At 64.0% G+C, this 16,956-nt stretch carries 15 protein-coding genes; 10 read left to right on the top strand and 5 right to left on the bottom strand.

Annotated features, from left to right (window positions below):
• Positions 1-56: 56 nt before the first annotated feature.
• The 5 genes from iscA to uvrB form a co-directional block, all read right to left on the bottom strand.
• Positions 57-380 carry an iron-sulfur cluster assembly protein IscA gene (gene iscA / locus AC30QB_RS00815; protein WP_489544282.1) on the bottom strand — a complete coding sequence of 108 codons (324 nt, stop codon included), beginning with the start codon at positions 378-380 and terminating at the stop codon, positions 57-59.
• 1 nt (position 381) lies between these two features.
• Complete coding sequence (gene iscU / locus AC30QB_RS00810; protein ID WP_047484366.1) at positions 382-768, bottom strand: Fe-S cluster assembly scaffold IscU; 387 nt, start codon at positions 766-768, stop codon at positions 382-384.
• Between the two features lie 22 nt (positions 769-790).
• Complete coding sequence (locus AC30QB_RS00805; protein ID WP_489544306.1) at positions 791-2,005, bottom strand: IscS subfamily cysteine desulfurase; 1,215 nt, start codon at positions 2,003-2,005, stop codon at positions 791-793.
• Between the two features lie 25 nt (positions 2,006-2,030).
• Positions 2,031-2,564, bottom strand: coding sequence for a Fe-S cluster assembly transcriptional regulator IscR (gene iscR / locus AC30QB_RS00800; protein ID WP_489544281.1), 534 nt, complete (start codon positions 2,562-2,564; stop codon positions 2,031-2,033).
• A 286-nt stretch (positions 2,565-2,850) separates the two neighbouring features.
• The gene (uvrB, locus tag AC30QB_RS00795) at positions 2,851-4,941 is read right to left on the bottom strand and encodes an excinuclease ABC subunit UvrB (RefSeq protein WP_489544280.1); all 2,091 of its coding nucleotides are present in this window, start codon (positions 4,939-4,941) and stop codon (positions 2,851-2,853) included.
• 99 nt (positions 4,942-5,040) lie between these two features.
• Between uvrB and AC30QB_RS00790 the strand changes: the two genes are divergently transcribed.
• The 10 genes from AC30QB_RS00790 to AC30QB_RS00745 all read left to right on the top strand — a co-directional run bounded on the left by AC30QB_RS00790 (position 5,041) and on the right by AC30QB_RS00745 (position 16,950).
• Entirely contained in the window at positions 5,041-6,240 is a 1,200-nt protein-coding gene (locus tag AC30QB_RS00790) for an amino acid aminotransferase (RefSeq protein ID WP_489544279.1), read from the top strand.
• Between the two features lie 186 nt (positions 6,241-6,426).
• Positions 6,427-7,719 (top strand): polyhydroxyalkanoate depolymerase, encoded by a 1,293-nt coding sequence (locus tag AC30QB_RS00785; protein ID WP_489544278.1) that lies wholly within the window; start codon positions 6,427-6,429, stop codon positions 7,717-7,719.
• A gap of 219 nt (positions 7,720-7,938) precedes the next feature.
• Complete coding sequence (locus tag AC30QB_RS00780; protein ID WP_489544277.1) at positions 7,939-8,601, top strand: sugar transferase; 663 nt, start codon at positions 7,939-7,941, stop codon at positions 8,599-8,601.
• 137 nt (positions 8,602-8,738) lie between these two features.
• The gene (locus AC30QB_RS00775) at positions 8,739-9,728 is read left to right on the top strand and encodes a glycosyltransferase (protein WP_489544276.1); all 990 of its coding nucleotides are present in this window, start codon (positions 8,739-8,741) and stop codon (positions 9,726-9,728) included.
• 25 nt (positions 9,729-9,753) lie between these two features.
• Entirely contained in the window at positions 9,754-11,178 is a 1,425-nt protein-coding gene (gene epsF / locus AC30QB_RS00770) for a chain length determinant protein EpsF (protein WP_489544275.1), read from the top strand.
• 31 nt (positions 11,179-11,209) lie between these two features.
• A complete protein-coding gene (locus tag AC30QB_RS00765; protein WP_489544274.1) occupies positions 11,210-12,127 on the top strand; it encodes a polysaccharide biosynthesis tyrosine autokinase in 918 nt (305 codons plus the stop codon).
• 26 nt (positions 12,128-12,153) lie between these two features.
• The gene (locus tag AC30QB_RS00760; RefSeq protein ID WP_489544273.1) at positions 12,154-13,422 is read left to right on the top strand and encodes a hypothetical protein; all 1,269 of its coding nucleotides are present in this window, start codon (positions 12,154-12,156) and stop codon (positions 13,420-13,422) included.
• The gene (locus tag AC30QB_RS00755; protein WP_489544272.1) at positions 13,419-14,534 is read left to right on the top strand and encodes an acyltransferase family protein; all 1,116 of its coding nucleotides are present in this window, start codon (positions 13,419-13,421) and stop codon (positions 14,532-14,534) included. The genes AC30QB_RS00760 and AC30QB_RS00755 overlap by 4 nt, the downstream gene beginning before the upstream one ends.
• Positions 14,531-15,880: a glycoside hydrolase family protein gene (locus AC30QB_RS00750; protein WP_489544271.1), complete on the top strand. Its 1,350-nt coding sequence runs from the start codon at positions 14,531-14,533 to the stop codon at positions 15,878-15,880. Before AC30QB_RS00755 ends, AC30QB_RS00750 begins: the two co-directional genes overlap by 4 nt.
• Positions 15,877-16,950, top strand: a complete 1,074-nt coding sequence (locus tag AC30QB_RS00745; protein WP_489544270.1) for a glycosyltransferase family 4 protein — start codon at positions 15,877-15,879, stop codon at positions 16,948-16,950. The genes AC30QB_RS00750 and AC30QB_RS00745 overlap by 4 nt, the downstream gene beginning before the upstream one ends.
• Positions 16,951-16,956 lie beyond the last annotated feature (6 nt).

The raw sequence follows: 16,956 nt of genomic DNA, 5'->3' as shown, positions 1-16,956 counted from the left end.
CAGTCAAAAAAACAAAAGCGCGACCTGAGCCGCGCCTGAGGGGGCGAGCACAGGGCTCAGACCCGGAACGATTCACCGCAACCGCAGCGGTCTTTCTCGCGCGGGTTGTGAAACTTGAAGCCTTCATTGAGGCCTTCGCGCACGAAGTCGAGCTCGGTGCCGTCGAGGTAGGGCAGGCTCTTGGGGTCGATCAGCACCTTGACGCCGTGACCTTCGAAGATCACGTCTTCAGGGGCCACGTCGTCGGCGTACTCGAGCTTGTAGGCCAAGCCCGAGCAGCCGGTGGTCTTCACGCCTAGGCGTACTCCCACGCCTTTCCCGCGCTTGGTGATGTAGCGAGACACATGGCGTGCCGCCGCTTCTGTCAGCGTGACCGCCATCTCAATGTGCTTTCTTGGCCTTGTAATCATTCACCGCCGCCTTGATGGCGTCTTCAGCCAAGATGGAGCAGTGAATCTTCACCGGCGGAAGGGCCAGCTCTTCGGCGATGTGGGTGTTCTTGATGGTCAGTGCTTCGTCGAGCGACTTGCCCTTGACCCATTCGGTCACGAGCGAACTCGATGCAATGGCCGAGCCGCAGCCGTAGGTCTTGAACTTGGCGTCTTCAATCAAACCCGTGACAGGGTTGACCTTGATCTGCAGCTTCATCACGTCGCCGCAAGCGGGTGCGCCCACCATGCCGGTGCCGACCGTGTCGTCACCCTTTTCGAACGAGCCCACATTGCGTGGGTTCTCGTAATGCTCAACCACTTTTTCGCTGTATGCCATGTCAGTTCTCCAATGCTTTGTGTCAGTGCGCCGACCACTGAATCGTGCTGATGTCGATGCCGTCTTTGTGCATCTCCCACAGCGGCGACAGGTCGCGCAACTTGGCCACGCGGTCTTTCAGCGTGGTGATTACGTAATCGATTTCTTCCACGGTCGTGAAACGGCCAATGGTCATGCGCAGCGACGAATGCGCCAGTTCATCACTGCGGCCTAGGGCGCGCAGCACATAGCTCGGCTCCAGGCTGGCCGAGGTGCAGGCCGAGCCCGACGACACGGCAATGCCCTTGATGCCCATGATCAGCGACTCGCCTTCGACAAAGTTGAACGACATGTTCACGTTGTGCGGAACGCGCTGCGTGGGGTGGCCGTTCAGGAAGGTCTGCTCGATGTCGGACAAGCCCGCGATCAGGCGCTGCTGCAGCATGCGAATGCGTTCGCTTTCCACACCCATCTCTTCGCGGGCGATGCGGTAGGCCTCACCCATGCCGATGATCTGGTGCGTGGCCAAGGTGCCCGAACGCATGCCGCGCTCATGGCCGCCACCGTGCATTTGCGCTTCGATGCGCACCCGTGGCTTGCGGCGCACATACAGCGCGCCTATGCCCTTGGGGCCGTAGGTCTTGTGCGAGGCCAGGCTCATCAGGTCAACCGGCAACGCGGCCAGATCGATAGACACCTTGCCGGTGGCTTGGGCAGCGTCAACGTGGAAGATCACGCCGCGCTCACGGCAAATCGCGCCGATGGCCGTGATGTCTTGAATGACGCCAATCTCGTTGTTGACGAAGAGCACCGACGCCAGGATGGTGTCAGCACGCAATGCAGCCTTGAATTTATCAAGGTCGAGCAGGCCGTCTTCCTGCACGTCGAGATAGGTCACCTCGAAGCCCTGGCGCTCCAGCTCGCGCATGGTGTCCAGCACGGCCTTGTGCTCGGTCTTCAGGGTGATCAAGTGCTTGCCACGCGTCTTGTAGAACTGCGCCGCCCCCTTCAGCGCCAGGTTGATCGACTCAGTGGCGCCCGACGTCCACACGATCTCACGTGGGTCGGCATTCACCAGGGCCGCAACCTGCTCACGCGCCTTCTCAACCGCCGCTTCTGCTTCCCAGCCCCAGGCGTGGCTGCGAGATGCCGGGTTGCCGAAGTGTTCGCGCAACCACGGAATCATCGCGTCCACCACGCGCTGGTCGACCGGCGTGGTGGCGCCGTAATCCATGTAGATCGGGAAATGCGGAGTCATGTCCATGGCGTACTGCGAGAACGGTTTACTTGTTGAAGGCGTTGCCCAGGGCAAAGACAGAGTTGGGCGCGGTGATCTTGATGGGCTTGACGACCGGCTGGCTAGAGATGGCGCGCTTGACCGGGTGCTCTTCGATAGAGATGCCCTTGGCCAGCTGCTCTTCGACGAGCTTGCGCAGCGAGATGGAGTCGAGATACTCGATCATCTTGGAGTTGAGGCTGGCCCACAGGTCGTGCGTCATGCAACGGCCAGAGTCTTCGCCCATGCAGTTTTCCTTGCCACCGCAGCCGGTGGCGTCGATGGGCTCGTCAACGGCGACGATGATGTCGGCGACGGTGATTTCCTCAGATTTGCGGCCCAGCGAATAGCCGCCCCCAGGGCCACGGGTGCTTTCCACCAACTCGTGGCGGCGCAGCTTGCCGAACAGCTGCTCAAGATAGGACAGCGAAATTTGCTGGCGCGCGCTGATGGCAGCCAGCGCAACGGGGCCTGTGTTCTCGCGCAAGGCGAGATCGATCATTGCGGTAACGGCAAAACGGCCTTTTGTGGTCAGACGCATGAAATCCTCCTGGTGCCGGTGACGGCACAACAAATCAATGAAAGCGATCAAGGGTGGCTTCACGCTTGTCGAGCCCCGCCGATGGAGCGGGATAACCCGCGGTTTTGATCCCGACAGGTTTACTCAAGTATAGCTGAGGCCTACTGTTTCGGTCGGCATTGAGGCCGGAAGTTCCCCCACGGCGAACAAGCTTTTGTTGCAGCGCACATGGGGTGGAAGCGAACCACAAGCCGACAGAAGCACACCGAAGCCGGCAAAAATTACCGAGTACTGCGAAATGCTGCGGTCACGTGGCGGCCGGTGAGATGTTGTCGGAACCCGATGCCCCAAAAGCCTGCTCCCGCAGCTGCGCCAATTGGTCACGTACACGCGCCGCCTTTTCAAATTCGAGGTTGCGGGCGTGTTCCAGCATCTGCTTCTCCAGCTGCTTGATGCGCTTGCTCAGGTCTTTCTCGGACAAGACCTCGATCGCAGCAGCCTCCAGATCACGCTGGGCGCCCTTGGTCTTCTCGGAATAGACGCCATCGATCAGGTCTTTCACCTGCTTTTGGATGCTGCGCGGCGTGATGCCCTGCTCGATGTTGTGCGCCATCTGCTTGGCGCGGCGGCGTTCGGTTTCGCCCAGTGCCGCCTTCATCGAGTCGGTGACCTTGTCGGCATACAGGATCGCCTTGCCATTGAGGTTGCGCGCCGCACGGCCTATGGTCTGGATCAGCGAGCGCTCGGAGCGCAGGAAACCTTCTTTGTCCGCATCGAGGATGGCCACCAGCGACACCTCGGGGATGTCCAGCCCCTCGCGCAGCAGGTTGATGCCGACCAGCACGTCGAAAGCGCCAAGCCGCAGGTCGCGCAAGATTTCCACCCGCTCCACCGTGTCGATGTCGCTGTGCAAGTAACGCACCTTCACACCGTTGTCGGCAAGGTAATCGGTCAACTGCTCGGCCATGCGCTTGGTCAGCGTGGTGATCAGCACGCGCTCGTTCTTTTCGACGCGGTCGCGAATCTCTTGCAGGACGTCGTCCACCTGGTGCGTGGCAGGTCGCACTTCCACCAGCGGGTCGATCAAGCCGGTGGGCCGCACGAGTTGCTCGACCACCTGGCCGGCGTTCTCTTTCTCGAAGTTCGCCGGGGTGGCCGAGACAAACATCACCTGGCGCATCTTCTTCTGGAACTCTTCAAACTTGAGCGGCCGGTTGTCCAACGCCGAGGGCAGCCGAAAGCCGTACTCCACCAAAGTGGTCTTGCGCGCGCGGTCCCCGTTGTACATGCCGCCCAGCTGGCCGATCAACACGTGAGATTCGTCGAGGAACATCAGCGCATCTTTCGGCAGATAGTCCACCAGCGTCGACGGTGGCTCGCCCGGCGCCGAGCCCGACAAGTGCCGCGTGTAGTTCTCGATGCCCTTGCAGTGCCCGATCTCCTGCAGCATCTCCAGGTCGAAGCGGGTGCGCTGCTCCAGGCGTTGCGCCTCCACCAGCTTGCCGCCCTTGACCAGCTCGGCCAGCCGCTCGCGCAGCTCTTGCTTGATGGTGTCGATGGCGGCGACCACGCGGTCGCGTGGCGTCACGTAGTGGCTCGACGGATACACCGTGAAGCGAATGATCTTCTGCCGGATCTTGCCGGTGAGTGGGTCGAAAAGCTGCAGCGTCTCAACCTCGTCATCGAACAGCTCGATGCGAATGGCCAGCTCCGAATGTTCGGCCGGGAACACGTCGATGGTGTCGCCCCGCACGCGAAAGGTGCCGCGGCTGAAGTCCATCTCGTTGCGCTGGTACTGCATGCGGATCAGCTGCGCGATCACATCACGCTGGCCCATCTTGTCGCCGGCGCGCAGCGTCATCACCATGCGGTGGTAGTCGCTCGGATTGCCTATGCCGTAGATCGCGGACACCGTCGCCACAATGACCACGTCACGCCGCTCCAGCAGGCTCTTGGTGGCACTCAACCTCATCTGCTCAATGTGCTCGTTGATTGAGCTGTCTTTCTCAATGAACAGGTCGCGCTGCGGCACATAGGCCTCGGGCTGGTAATAGTCGTAGTAGCTGACGAAGTACTCGACCGCGTTCTTCGGGAAGAACTCGCGAAACTCGCTGTACAGCTGAGCGGCCAGCGTCTTGTTGGGTGCGAACACGATGGCCGGCCGGCCCATGCGCGCGATCACGTTGGCCATGGTGAAGGTCTTGCCCGAGCCGGTCACGCCCAGCAGCGTTTGGTAGGCCAACCCGTCGTTCAGCCCCTCGACCAACTGGTTGATGGCAGTGGGCTGATCCCCCGCAGGCGGATAAGGCATGAACAGCTGGAACGGCGAACCGGGAAAGCTCGCGAACTCGCCCTGTGCGGGGGCGTCGACAACAAGGGTCTCAGACAGGTCGGCCATGGCAGATAAAATCTCCGGGTTTCCCCGCAAATGGGGCGCACTGGGCAAACATCCAGGGTAGCCCAAATCCAAGTTCCGCTCTACTGACAAGGACTGTCCATGACCTCGCTGTTCGCCGCCGTTGAAATGGCCCCCCGCGACCCCATCCTGGGCCTCAACGAACAGTTCAACGCCGACCCCAACCCCGCGAAGGTGAACCTGGGCGTCGGCGTCTACTACGACGACAACGGCAAACTCCCCTTGCTCAAATGCGTGGCACAGGCCGAGCGCCAGATGACCGATGCCGCCAGCCCGCGCGGCTACTTGCCCATCGACGGCATTGCGGCCTACGACAAGGCCGTGCAAGGGCTGGTGTTTGGCGCTGAAAGTGCTGCAGTGAAGGAAGGCCGCATTGCCACGGTACAAGGCGTGGGCGGCACCGGTGGTCTGAAGATCGGCGCAGACTTTTTGAAGCGTGTGAGCCCAAATGCCAAAGTGCTGATCAGCGACCCGAGCTGGGAAAACCATCGTGCGCTCTTCACCAACGCGGGCTTCCCGGTCGACACCTACCCCTACTACGACGCAGCCAAGCGCGGCGTCAACTTCGACGGCATGCTGGCCACGCTGAACGGCGCCGCCGCCGGCACCATCGTCGTGCTGCACGCTTGCTGCCACAACCCGACCGGCTACGACATTACGCCGGCCCAGTGGGACCAGGTGGTCGGCGCCGTCAAGTCGCGCAATCTCGTGGCCTTTCTCGACATGGCCTACCAAGGCTTCGGCGAAGGCATCAAGGAAGACGGTGCGGTGATCGCGCAGTTCATGGCCGCCGGCCTCGACTTCTTCGTCTCGACCTCGTTTTCCAAGAGCTTCTCGCTCTACGGCGAGCGCGTGGGCGCGCTGAGCGTCGCGTGTGTGAGCAAAGACGAAGCCGCCCGCGTGCTGAGCCAGCTCAAGATCGTCATCCGCACCAACTACTCCAACCCGCCAACACATGGCGCGCAAATCGTGGCGACCGTGCTCAACACCCCTGCCCTGCGCGCGATATGGGAAGAAGAGCTCGCCGGCATGCGCGTTCGCATCAAGCAGATGCGCACCGCCTTGCTTGAGAAGCTGACGGCGGCAGGCCTCAAGCAAGACATGAGCTTCATCACCCAGCAAAAGGGCATGTTCAGCTACTCGGGCCTGAACCAGGCGCAGATGCAGCGCCTGCGCGGCGAGTTCGGCATTTACGGCGTCGACTCGGGCCGCATCTGCGTGGCCGCACTCAACAGCAAGAACATCGACGCTGTGGTCGCGGCCATCGTCAAGGTCAGCTGAGCGCACCAAGGTGTCACGCCGGTGACACTTGAATCGCCTTGGAATGCACACACACGGTGCAATTCAGGGCTCTTTTCGGGGTTTTCACTCGCGGGCTCGGCTGCACGATTCTGGTCAGCTGCCTAGAATGTTGCGATGCACAAACGTGCATCGCCATCTGGCGACGCGATCTCACGAGGAAAACCCATGCTGTATCAGCTCTATGAAACCCAACGCGCACTGTTGAGCCCGTTCTCGGAGTTCGCAAGCGCCTCCTCCAAGCTGTACAACCACCCCCTCTCGCCCTTCACGCACACGCCCATGGCGCAACGCGTCTCAGCCGGGCTGGACCTGATGCACCGGCTGGCCAAAGATTACGAGAAGCCCCAGTTCAATATCAATTCGGTGAAGGTGCGAGACATAGACGTGGCGGTGCAAGAGCAAGTCGCCATAGAGAAGCCGTTCTGCCGCCTGTTGCGCTTCAAGCGCTTCACCGATGACCTGCCACTGTTGTCGGTCATGAAAACACAGCCCACCGTGCTGGTCGTGGCGCCGCTGTCAGGCCATCACTCCACCCTGCTGCGCGAGACGGTACGCAATCTGCTGGTCGACCACAAGGTCTTCATCACCGACTGGACCGACGCGCGCATGGTGCCCCTTGAGGCCGGCCCGTTCCACCTCGACGACTACATCGCCTACGTGCAAGAGTTCATCCGCCACATCGGCCCCGAAGTGAACGTGATCTCCGTGTGCCAACCCACCGTGCCGGTGCTCGCCGCCGTGTCGCTCTTGGCCAGCGCAGGCGAGTTCACCCCGCGCACGCTGACGATGATGGGAGGCCCCATCGACGCCCGCCTGTCGCCCACTGCGGTGAATAACCTGGCGACGAACAAGAGCTACGAATGGTTCGAAAACAACGTGATCTACCGCGTGCCGGTCAACTACCCCGGCAACGGCCGCCGTGTGTACCCGGGCTTTCTGCAGCACACCGGTTTCATCGCGATGAACCCCGACCGCCACCTCACGTCGCACTACGACTACTTCATGGACCTGATGCGCGGTGAAGACGAGAGCGCTGACTTCCACCGCTCCTTCTACGACGAGTACAACGCCGTGCTCGACATGCCGGCCGAGTACTACCTCGACACCATCAAGACGGTGTTCCAGGACTACGCGCTGGTTAACGGAACCTGGGCAGTCGATGGCCAGCTGGTGCGCCCGCAAGACATCAAAACCTCGGCGCTGCTGACCATCGAAGGCGAGCTCGACGACATCTCGGGCGCAGGCCAGACCAAGGCAGCACACGGCCTGTGCACTGGCATTGCGAAATCACGCCAGTTCCACTACGACGTAGAAGGCGCGGGCCACTACGGCATCTTCTCGGGCCGCCGTTGGCGCGAGAAGGTCTACCCCGAGGTGCGCGACTTCATCGCCAGCCACCAGAGCGCACCAAGTGCTGCCGCGAAGAAGGCGGCACCTGCGCGCAAACGCGCGCGCTGAGGCACGTCGCAGGCACGCGGCAGAAACAACTTCACACACAGCGCTCTCGCCGCTTTGCGGTGAGAGCTGGCAGCTCCACTCGTCCGTTTCTCAGCGGAGAAATGCGCCACGAATGACGACGACGACACCCTGAACAGGTGGGATGCCGGGATGGCATCGCCTCCTGTGGCCCGAATGTTGCACTGCAACACGTGGTTCAGAATCGCAGGGAGAGACGTCATGAATGTCGCGTCGTATATCGCAGGTGCGCTGTGGGTCAACAGGCGCGAAGGCGCGCAGGTGCTAGCGCTGCGGCTCAATCAGTTGGCTGCACTGTTGCTGCTGCTGTTGCTCAGCCCTTTGATGCTGTTGGTGGCTTGGCTCACATGGCGCCGCGACGGTGCGCCTATCTTGTTCGCGCACTACCGCGTGGGGCACGGCGGTAAACTTTTCCGGTGTCTTAAGTTCCGCACGATGTACCGCGAGTCCGAGCAGATGCTCGCCAACTTGCTGCGCGACAGCGCGCAAGCCCGTGAAGAGTGGCAACGCGATCAGAAGCTGTCGAACGACCCGCGCGTGACACCCATCGGCCGCTTCCTGCGCCGAACCAGCCTCGATGAGTTGCCACAACTCTTCAATGTGCTGCGAGGCGAAATGGTGCTGGTCGGGCCACGCCCAATCACCGTCACTGAGCTCACCCGTTACGGTCGTGTGCGCTGGCACTACCTGAGCGTGCGCCCCGGCATCACTGGCCTGTGGCAGGTGAGCGGGCGCAACGACGTGAGCTACGACGAGCGGGTGGCGCTAGACCGCAACTATGTAGAGAAGCGCTCGGTCTGGCTCGACATTCGCATCCTCTTCAAGACCGTCGGTGTCGTGCTGTCGCGCGATGGAGCGCGGTGAGCGCATAACCGCGCAAGCCACCACATGAACAAACTTTCGGTGATGTCGGTGTGAAAAACATCGGGTCGGAAAATCTCGCGCTGCAACACACCGAGCCACGGGCGCCTGTAGGGAAAGTGGTTCACTTGGTCGACCCCGTGACAGACGACGTCTACGGCTTCCTCGGGCCCGCCACGGCTGCCCTGGCTGAGGCCGAGATAGAGCAGTCGATCGTGTTCGTGAACCGCCCGCAGCTGCACCACGTACTGCCGCAGGTGAATTCATCGTTCCGGGTGATCCTGACCCCGGAGGCGCGCAACCCGCTGCGCCGCTGGATCTGGGCACTCAAGGCGTTTCGCAAAGAGCTGCGCCAAAGCCCCACCCAAGGCGTGCACCTCTACGGCCGGCTGCCTACCCTCATCGGCACGTGGGTGGCGCGCCGCGCCGGGGTGACGGTCGCGTGGCACTACCCATCCGGTGGCGCCGGCTCGTCACCCGCCGCCTTAGCGCACCCGGGGGCGAGTGAATTCAAGGCACCCTCACCAGACTCGCTGGCGCTCATGGAACGACCGGTGAGCCCGCAGTTTTTTTCCGTACCCCGTGTCGAATCACGGCGCCCTCTCGTCGTGACTGGCAGCCACTTCGCCGACCCCCGCAGTGCCGATCTCTTCGCGCAGCTCGCCGTGCTGCTCGGCGGCGAAGACCTCGGGCTCGCGTTCAACTGGCTGGGCACTGTCGACGAGCCCACGCGCTTGCGCCTGAAGGCGGCGCAGGTCGGCGTTTTTCGCGTCGACACCGCGGGCGAACGCGCATCACGTTTGTCTTCAGGCTGGGTCTACCTCGCGCCCGGCGGCGACCGCGGCTTTCCTTCACATCTGGTCGAGGCCATGGCCGTCGGCCTGCCCTGCGTGGCGGTAGACACGCCCGACCACCGCGAAATCATCCGCCACGGTGAAGACGGCTACCTGTGCCGCACACCCGAAGAGATCGTCAGCTGCATTGCACCCTTGATCGACTCGCCTGAGCTGCGCCTGCGCATCGGACTGGCCGCTCGCCAGAGCGTCGAGCAACGCTTCGGCGAGGCCCGCTTCCGCGACGCGCTGCTGTCGGCCTACCAGCTGCCGCTAGACGCGGCCCGTTCGCCATGAAACCTTTCAAACCGAGCCCCACACCATGTCGTTCTTTCGCTTGATCTTGGTCATGCGCGCACGCTGGCGCGCCGCCCTCATCGTGGTCACCAGTGCCATCACTGTGGCGGTGCTGCTGAGCGTGCTGCTGCCACGTCAGTACAAGGCCACGGCCTCGGTGCTGGTCGACATGCGCTCTCCCGACCCCTTGGTCGGCACCGTGCTCGGTAGCACGCTGCTCACCGGCTACATGGCCACGCAAATGGACGTGGTGCAGAGCGAGCGCGTCGTGCGGCGCGCCATCACCTCATTGGGCCTGGAGCAAGACCCCGAGCTGATACGGCAATGGCAAGAAGCCAGCAACGGCGAAGGCAGCTTCCCAGACTGGCTCACCGAACGCGTGCAGAAGAAGCTCGACATCCAGCCCACGCGCGAGTCGGGTGTGATGTCCATCCTGTTCACGGCCAACGACCCCAAGGCCGCGGCCGCTACCGCCAACGCCATCGTGCGGGCCTACATCGACACCACGCTCGACCTGCGCGTTGAGCCCGCCCGGCAGTACAACGACTTCTTCGACGACCGCCTGAAGCAGCTGCGCGCCGCGCTCGAAGCCTCGCAGGCCAAGCTCTCCGCCTATCTGCAAGCCAACGGCATCGCCGCCTCAGATGAACGCATCGACGTGGAGAGCCTGCGGCTGTCCGAGCTGTCTTCTCAACTGGTGGGCGCGCAGGCCATGAATGCCGACTCACGTGGCCGTGAGCAACAGGCCAGCACCGATTCCGACAACATGGCCGAGGTGTTCAACCACCCCGCCGTCGCAGCACTCAGCGCCGAGCTGGCGCGCCAGCAGGTCAAGCTCGGTGAGCTGCGCCAGAACCTGGGCGAGCACCACCCGCAGGTCAAGGAAACACAAGCCAGCCTCGCGCTGCTGCGCACCCAGATCGACGCCGAGAAGCGCCGTGTCTCGGCCGGCATCAGCTCCAGCCGCCAGATCAACGGTGCGCGTGAAACACAATTTCGTGGCCTGCTGGCCGAGCAACGCGCGAAGGTGCTGCGCATGAAAGGCCAACGAGACGAGGCGAGCGCTTTGCAACACGATGTCGACAACGCGAGAAGCGCCTACGACAGCGTGTTTCAGCGCGTGCGCCAGACCAGCCTCGAGAGCCAAATCACCCAGACCAACGTGACCGTGCTGCGCCAGGCGACCCCACCGGCGCGGGCCTCGTCGCCCCGGCTGTGGCCCAACGTCGCGCTGGCCTTCGTGCTGGGGCTGCTGCTGGCTGTGGCCACGGTGATGCTGCGCGAGATGAAAGACCGCCGGCTGCGAACGGTGGAAGACGTGGTTGAGGGCTTTCGCCAGCCGCTGCTGGTGGTGCTACCCAACGCAGCCGCCAGGGCTTCATTGAACAAGGCACGCTCGCAATCGCTGAAGACCCGCATCCTCGGCAGTCTGGCGCGCCCCGCGTCATGACCCCCCGCGCGACCCCACCACGAGCCCACCCATGATGCTTCCACGTCGCACCCCTCTGCCCAGATCATCAGGCGCATCCGACAGCGCCGAGGTCACCTCTGCCAACCTGCACGACCGCTCCATGGGCGACCTGCTGCGCGACGCGCGGCAGCTTTCGCAGGAGCAGATCAACCAGATTGCCACCCACCAGCGCGACAGCGGGCTGCGCTTCGGCCAGGCCGCCGTCGCGCTCAAGCTGGTGAACGACGACGACGTGCTGTGGGCACTCTCACAGCAGTACCACTACCCCTACGCACCCCAAGGCCGCAGCAACCGCTACCCCGAGCTCGTGGCGGCGGCCGACCCGTTCAGCCCCGAGGCCGAGGTCTTTCGAGACCTGTGCAGCCAAGTCTCGATGAGCCACTTGAGCACCAGCGCTGCGCGCAGCCCGTTGGCGCTGAGCGTTGTAAGCCCCGACGTGGGTGATGGCAAAACTTTTCTCGCTGCCAACCTCGCCGTGGCGTTCTCCCAGGTCGGCGGCCGCACGCTGCTGGTCGATGCCGACATGCGCACCCCACGCCAGCACGCGGTCTTCGGCGTCAGCAGCGCGGTGGGGCTGAGCACGGTGCTGGCCGGGCGCGCCGAAGCCAACGTCATCCAGACGGTGCCCGACCTGCCCAGCCTCTTCGTGATGCCGGTCGGCACCATCCCGCCCAACCCGATGGAGCTGCTGCAACGCCCTGCCTTCGGCCTGCTGATGCAAGAGCTGTTGAGCAAGTTCGACCATGTGGTGGTTGACACGCCGGCCTTCGCCCGCGGCGCCGACGCACGGGTGATCTCGGCCCGCTGCAGCGCTGCCATCGCTGTCGGCCGCAAAGGCACCACCCGCATGGCCGCAATGGACAGGCTCATTGGTGCGCTCGGCTCGGGGCGAACGCACCTGGCCGGCGTGGTGCTGAACGAGCACTGAGCGCCTGGCGAGCCGCACCCGACTGCATGAGCACCCCCGTCGTAGCCGACCGCCCGGCGCCTAGCCCCTGGTGGATCACGCCGCACGGGCTCACGCTCGGCTTTCTGCTACCCGTGCTGCTGATGGTGGCGGCCGCGGGGCGCTTGGGCTTTCCGGGCCTAACGGTGCGTGGCCACATCTTCTTAAACGACGCCTACGTGCTGATGGCCATCGTGATCCTGGTGTGCATCGCCATGGGCGGCTGGATCGGCAGCAAGATCACGACCACGCTCGTCGCCCCCGACATGAGCGTCTACATGCGGGCCGGCTTCTTCGTCGGGCTCATCGGCTTGCTGGCCTATTTGTATTGGTTCAAGTCGTTTTTCCTGAGCCCGGCCGTGCTGCTGCAGATGGTGCTCGGCAGCTACAAACCCGACCGCACCGAGATCGGCTCCACCACCGGTATCACTTCGCTGGTCAACATGGCGCCGGTGTACCTGTCGCTCTGCACGTTTCACTGGGTGCATGGTGAGAAGCGCCTGCCGCTGGCCTACCGCGTGCTGGCCATCGCCCTGGTCGCGCTCACGCTCTTTCGTGTCTATGCGTGGTCGGAGCGCCTGGCCCTCATCGAAGCGGCCATTCCCTTCGCCGTGGCGATCGGCGTGAAGCTCTCGATGGGCAAGGCCACGCCGCTCAAGCGCTTGGCGCTGGTCGTGGGGCCATTTGCGGCCGTCCCGCTGCTGATTCTGTACTTCGGCGCATCTGAATATTTCAGGTCATGGCAGTCAGACACCTACGCCGGCAAGATGAACTTCTGGGAGTTTGCGATCGGCCGCTTCGCAAGCTACTACTTCACCTCGCTGAACAACGGCGCCGGCGTGCTTGAAATGCTGGACTGGCCGTCGTTTCGGTTCGAGAACACGCTGATGTGGATGCACAAGTTCCCATTTGGCGTGGGCGAGGGTTTCGCCCTCTTCGTCGGCCAGCCGCGGGTGGGGTTCGACCAGTTCCTGTCGAAGTACGCCGACCTCGAGTTCAACAACCCGTCAGGCGTCTTCTCGGTGGTGTACGACCTCGGGTTGCCCATGGGCATCGTCTACTTCTGCCTGATCGCGGTGACGGCCGGCCATGCCTTGAACCTCTACCGACGCAAGCACCCGGCGGGCGCCCTCATCTACCCGATCCTCTACCTCTCCTTGCTTGAGATCTATCGCTACCCCTACCTCGGAGCCTCGCGTGCGTTCACCTGGCAGCTGGGCATTGCCATCGTGCTGGTGGTGGCTTCGTTGATGAAACCTGTGAACCGCGTCACATGAAAAGCCCCGCACGCCTGGCCTGGATAGACGCCCTCAAGGGCATGGGCATCATCCTCGTGGCCGCCGCGCATCACCCGGGAATCTGGGCGTATTCCGAGGCCCTGGGCCGCGCGATCTTCTCGTTCAACATGCCGCTGTTCTTCTTTGTCACCGGCCTCACGCTCAACCAAGGCATGAGCGTCAGGGCGCTGGCCGCACGCGCACTCTCTTGCCTGATCCCCTATTTCGTCTTGGCGCTCGCGTCGCTGCCCATGATCTTTCACCTGCACCCTGAGGTGAGCCTCATCGACCTCTTGCTCGGCATCGTCTATGGCACAGGCCACACCATCTTCACCGTGCCACTGTGGTTCCTGCCCTGCCTCGCCGTCACGCTGGGGTTCATCTACGTGATCGACAGGCTCGCCACTGCGATCGTCGGGCCCACCGCTGCTGCGAGCGCCGCCGCACAGCTGCTGCTGTTCGTCATGCTGCAAGCGGGCTGGCAGTTCGCCATCTCTTTCGACTACCAGCTGGTGCAGCATGCCGGTTGGGGCCAGTGGCTGCGCTCCGGCGCGCCTTGGAGCATGGAGGTCGCGCTTGCTGGCGCCAGCTACGTGCTGCTGGGTCGCCTCTTCACTGGGCATTTCGGCAGCACCGCCTGGGTGGCCACTCCGCAGTGGATCGCCTGCGCCCTGGTGGCCGCCGTGTTCGTTGCAATGAATCTGCTGCTGCAGCCGATGATCGACCTCAACTGGCGCTATGACCGGCCGTTCGCCGTGAGCCCCCTGGTGGCGCTGGCGGGCATCTTGGCCACCGTGCTGCTGGCCGTGTCGATACGCAACCGGATTGCGATGTGGGTGTTGCGCTGGCTCGGCACCTCGACCATCCTGATCCTGTGGGCGCACGCCACCATCGAGAAGAGCGTGTTCAAGCTGCTCGCGCCTTCCGTGGGTGGCCTGGCCATCGTCGCGTCCATGGCGCTGGCCCTCTTCCTGCCGGCGCTCGCGGCACTGGTGGTCAAGCGCATCCCGGTGCTGCACACGCTCATCACGCCCAACGCATTCCTCAAGAAGCGGCTGGCTGAGCGACCGCGAGACACGTCAAGTGCGCCCTCGGCGCGCGGGCTCACATGAACCGCCGCCGAATCGTGTTCGCCACGGCCCTCGCCGCACCGTTCGGCTGCTCGGCTGGGGGCAGCCGCACGTTGGCGTCGTTCGGGGCACGTGGCAATGGCGAGGCAGACGACACCGCCGCACTCAACCGCGCACTCACCGATTACTCAGGCGACGTGAGCATTGCAGCAGGCACCTACCGCTATACCCACACCCTGAAGCTCATCGGTTCGGGCCGAACCGTCCGCTTCGAGCCGGGCGCCATGCTGCTGGGCGACGACGCTTCAGCCACAGGCATCGAGATTCGCAATGCCAGCCAGGTGACCTTGTCGGGCGCGACGCTCACCTGGCGCAGCCCCGCGCCGCGGCGCATAAGCTTCGGCGCCGGCGTGCTGGTGATGGGCGGGGCCGACGTGCGCATCGAGCGCGCCGTGGTCGACGGCTTCGGCGGCGCCGGCCTGCTGTTCGAGTCTTGCCTGCGGCCTGTGGTGGCGGGTGCCCGCGTGCGCAAGACGCTGGCCGACGGCGTGCATTTCGCCAACTGCGCGCAGCCGCTGGCCGAAGACATCGACTGCCAGGACACCGGCGACGACGGCCTCGCCTTTGTCAACTACCGGCGCCTGCCCGACGCCACCGGCGGCACCGCGCGCCGCATCGTCGTCACCGACTCGGGCGCCCGCGGCATCACGGTGGTGGGCCAGTCCGAGGTCACGGTGTCGGGCTTCAAGGTGCTGCGCACACGGGCCAGCGGCATCTATGTGGCACAGGAAGAGTCGTACGGCACGCGCGTGCCACGCAAGGTGGTGTTCGAAAACGGCAGCGTCGACGGCGCCGGCACGCAAAACGGGCCCGGGGGCGGCAACCGCTGCGGCGCCGAGCTCGTGCGCAGCGTAGACACCACGCTGTCATCCATCACCATCACCAACACCCGCTCGCGCATGGTGGGGGTGAACGGCGCATCGGGCACTGTGCGGCTGGCCAACCTCACGCTGCACGACAACGAAGGTGGCGAAGGCATCTACCTGCTCGCCAGTGAGCACGTGCAGATCATCGGTGGTCGTGTAGTCAACGCTTTCAACACCGGCCTCTATGCCAAAGACGTGCAAACGCTGGCCGTCAGCGAGCTGCAGCTTTCAGGCTGTGCCGAGCGCGGCGCCTCGCGCACAGCCGTGTGGCTGGAAGGCGTGGGCGACCTGCAGGCTCGCTTCGGCGCGGTCGAGGCCAGCGCCGCGTCGGCGAGCCCGGCGCGCGTGATGCTGCGCCGCATCGCATCGGGTGCGGCTTCGTTGCCCGACGAGGCAAGGGCAGGCCGGCGAGTGTCGGTGTCGCGCGAAGACTCACCGGCCCTCAGGACGGAAACGCGGTGACTGCACTGAACATCAACGGCCGCTTCCTCACGCGACCCCTGACCGGGGTTGACCGGTTTGCCGTCGAGCTGATGGACGCCTACACCGTTGCCCGGCCCGCCGCCCCAAGACCTCGGGTGTTGGTGCCACAAGTAGCGCTGGTCAACCAGCCGGCCTTCATCGACCGAAGTGAGCTCGTGACCGTGGGCCGCCGGCAGGGCCACGCATGGGAGCAGATTGAGCTACCGCGTGCAGCCGGCACCGCGCCCTTGATCAACCTGTGCAACACCGCACCGGCGCTGCACCGCCAGCAGATGATCGTGGTGCACGACGCCGCCACGGTGGCCAACCCCACCAACTACAGCCTCGCCTTTCGCACCTGGTACAGGCTCATGCTGGGCGCCGCGCTCAAGCGCTCGCGCGTGGTGGCCACCGTGTCGGCCTTCAGTGCCGGCGAGTTGCACCGCCACTTCGGCCGACCCTTGACCGACATCGAGCTCATACCCGAAAGCGGTGAACACATCTTGCGTGTAGCGGCCGACGCGTCGGTGGTGGAGCGCTTGGGCCTGACCGGTCGGCCTTTCGTGCTGGCTGTGGGCAGCAACTCGCCCAACAAGAATTTTGGCGCGGTGGCCGCCGCCATGGCGATGCTGGGCAACGATGCCGTGCCGCTGGTCGCGGTGGGCGGCGGCAACAACAAGGTGTTTGCCGAAACGGCAAGCGCCGGTGCAGGCATTTTGCGCACAGGCTACGTGAGCGATGCACAGTTGCGTGCCTTGTACGAAGCCGCCTCGTGTTTTGTCTTCCCCTCGTTCTACGAGGGCTTCGGCCTGCCGCCACTCGAAGCCATGACCTGTGGTTGCCCGGTGGTGGTGTCGCGCTGCGCCTCCATGCCTGAGGTGTGCGCCGACGCCGCGCTTTACTGCGACCCGCACGACCCAGCCACGCTCGCGGCCGAGCTGCGTCGCTTGCTGGCTGCACAAAGCCTGCGCCTTGAGTTGCGCGAAGCCGGCATTGCACGCGCCGCGCAGTTCACCTGGGCGCGCGCAGCCAGCGTTTTTGCCGAAATCGTGCAGCGGCGCTTCGAATAACCGATC

The sequence above is a fragment of the Rhizobacter sp. genome (genome assembly GCF_046595475.1).
Taxonomy (GTDB): Bacteria; Pseudomonadota; Gammaproteobacteria; order Burkholderiales; family Burkholderiaceae_C; genus Rhizobacter.
The sequence above is the reverse complement of the archived record's forward strand: the minus strand, read 5'-3'. Positions and strand labels throughout refer to the sequence as shown.

Excerpts from the sequence above, each read along its gene's own strand:
- iscA (WP_489544282.1), bottom strand. The coding sequence starts at position 380 with ATGGCGGTCACGCTGACAGAAGCGGCGGCACGCCATGTGTCTCGCTAC.
- AC30QB_RS00765 (WP_489544274.1), top strand. The coding sequence starts at position 11,210 with ATGATGCTTCCACGTCGCACCCCTCTGCCCAGATCATCAGGCGCATCC.
- iscR (WP_489544281.1), bottom strand. The coding sequence starts at position 2,564 with ATGCGTCTGACCACAAAAGGCCGTTTTGCCGTTACCGCAATGATCGAT.
- iscU (WP_047484366.1), bottom strand. The coding sequence starts at position 768 with ATGGCATACAGCGAAAAAGTGGTTGAGCATTACGAGAACCCACGCAAT.
- AC30QB_RS00760 (WP_489544273.1), top strand. The coding sequence starts at position 12,154 with ATGAGCACCCCCGTCGTAGCCGACCGCCCGGCGCCTAGCCCCTGGTGG.
- AC30QB_RS00780 (WP_489544277.1), top strand. The coding sequence starts at position 7,939 with ATGAATGTCGCGTCGTATATCGCAGGTGCGCTGTGGGTCAACAGGCGC.
- AC30QB_RS00785 (WP_489544278.1), top strand. The coding sequence starts at position 6,427 with ATGCTGTATCAGCTCTATGAAACCCAACGCGCACTGTTGAGCCCGTTC.
- uvrB (WP_489544280.1), bottom strand. The coding sequence starts at position 4,941 with ATGGCCGACCTGTCTGAGACCCTTGTTGTCGACGCCCCCGCACAGGGC.
- AC30QB_RS00790 (WP_489544279.1), top strand. The coding sequence starts at position 5,041 with ATGACCTCGCTGTTCGCCGCCGTTGAAATGGCCCCCCGCGACCCCATC.
- AC30QB_RS00805 (WP_489544306.1), bottom strand. The coding sequence starts at position 2,005 with ATGACTCCGCATTTCCCGATCTACATGGATTACGGCGCCACCACGCCG.
- AC30QB_RS00750 (WP_489544271.1), top strand. The coding sequence starts at position 14,531 with ATGAACCGCCGCCGAATCGTGTTCGCCACGGCCCTCGCCGCACCGTTC.
- epsF (WP_489544275.1), top strand. The coding sequence starts at position 9,754 with ATGTCGTTCTTTCGCTTGATCTTGGTCATGCGCGCACGCTGGCGCGCC.
- AC30QB_RS00755 (WP_489544272.1), top strand. The coding sequence starts at position 13,419 with ATGAAAAGCCCCGCACGCCTGGCCTGGATAGACGCCCTCAAGGGCATG.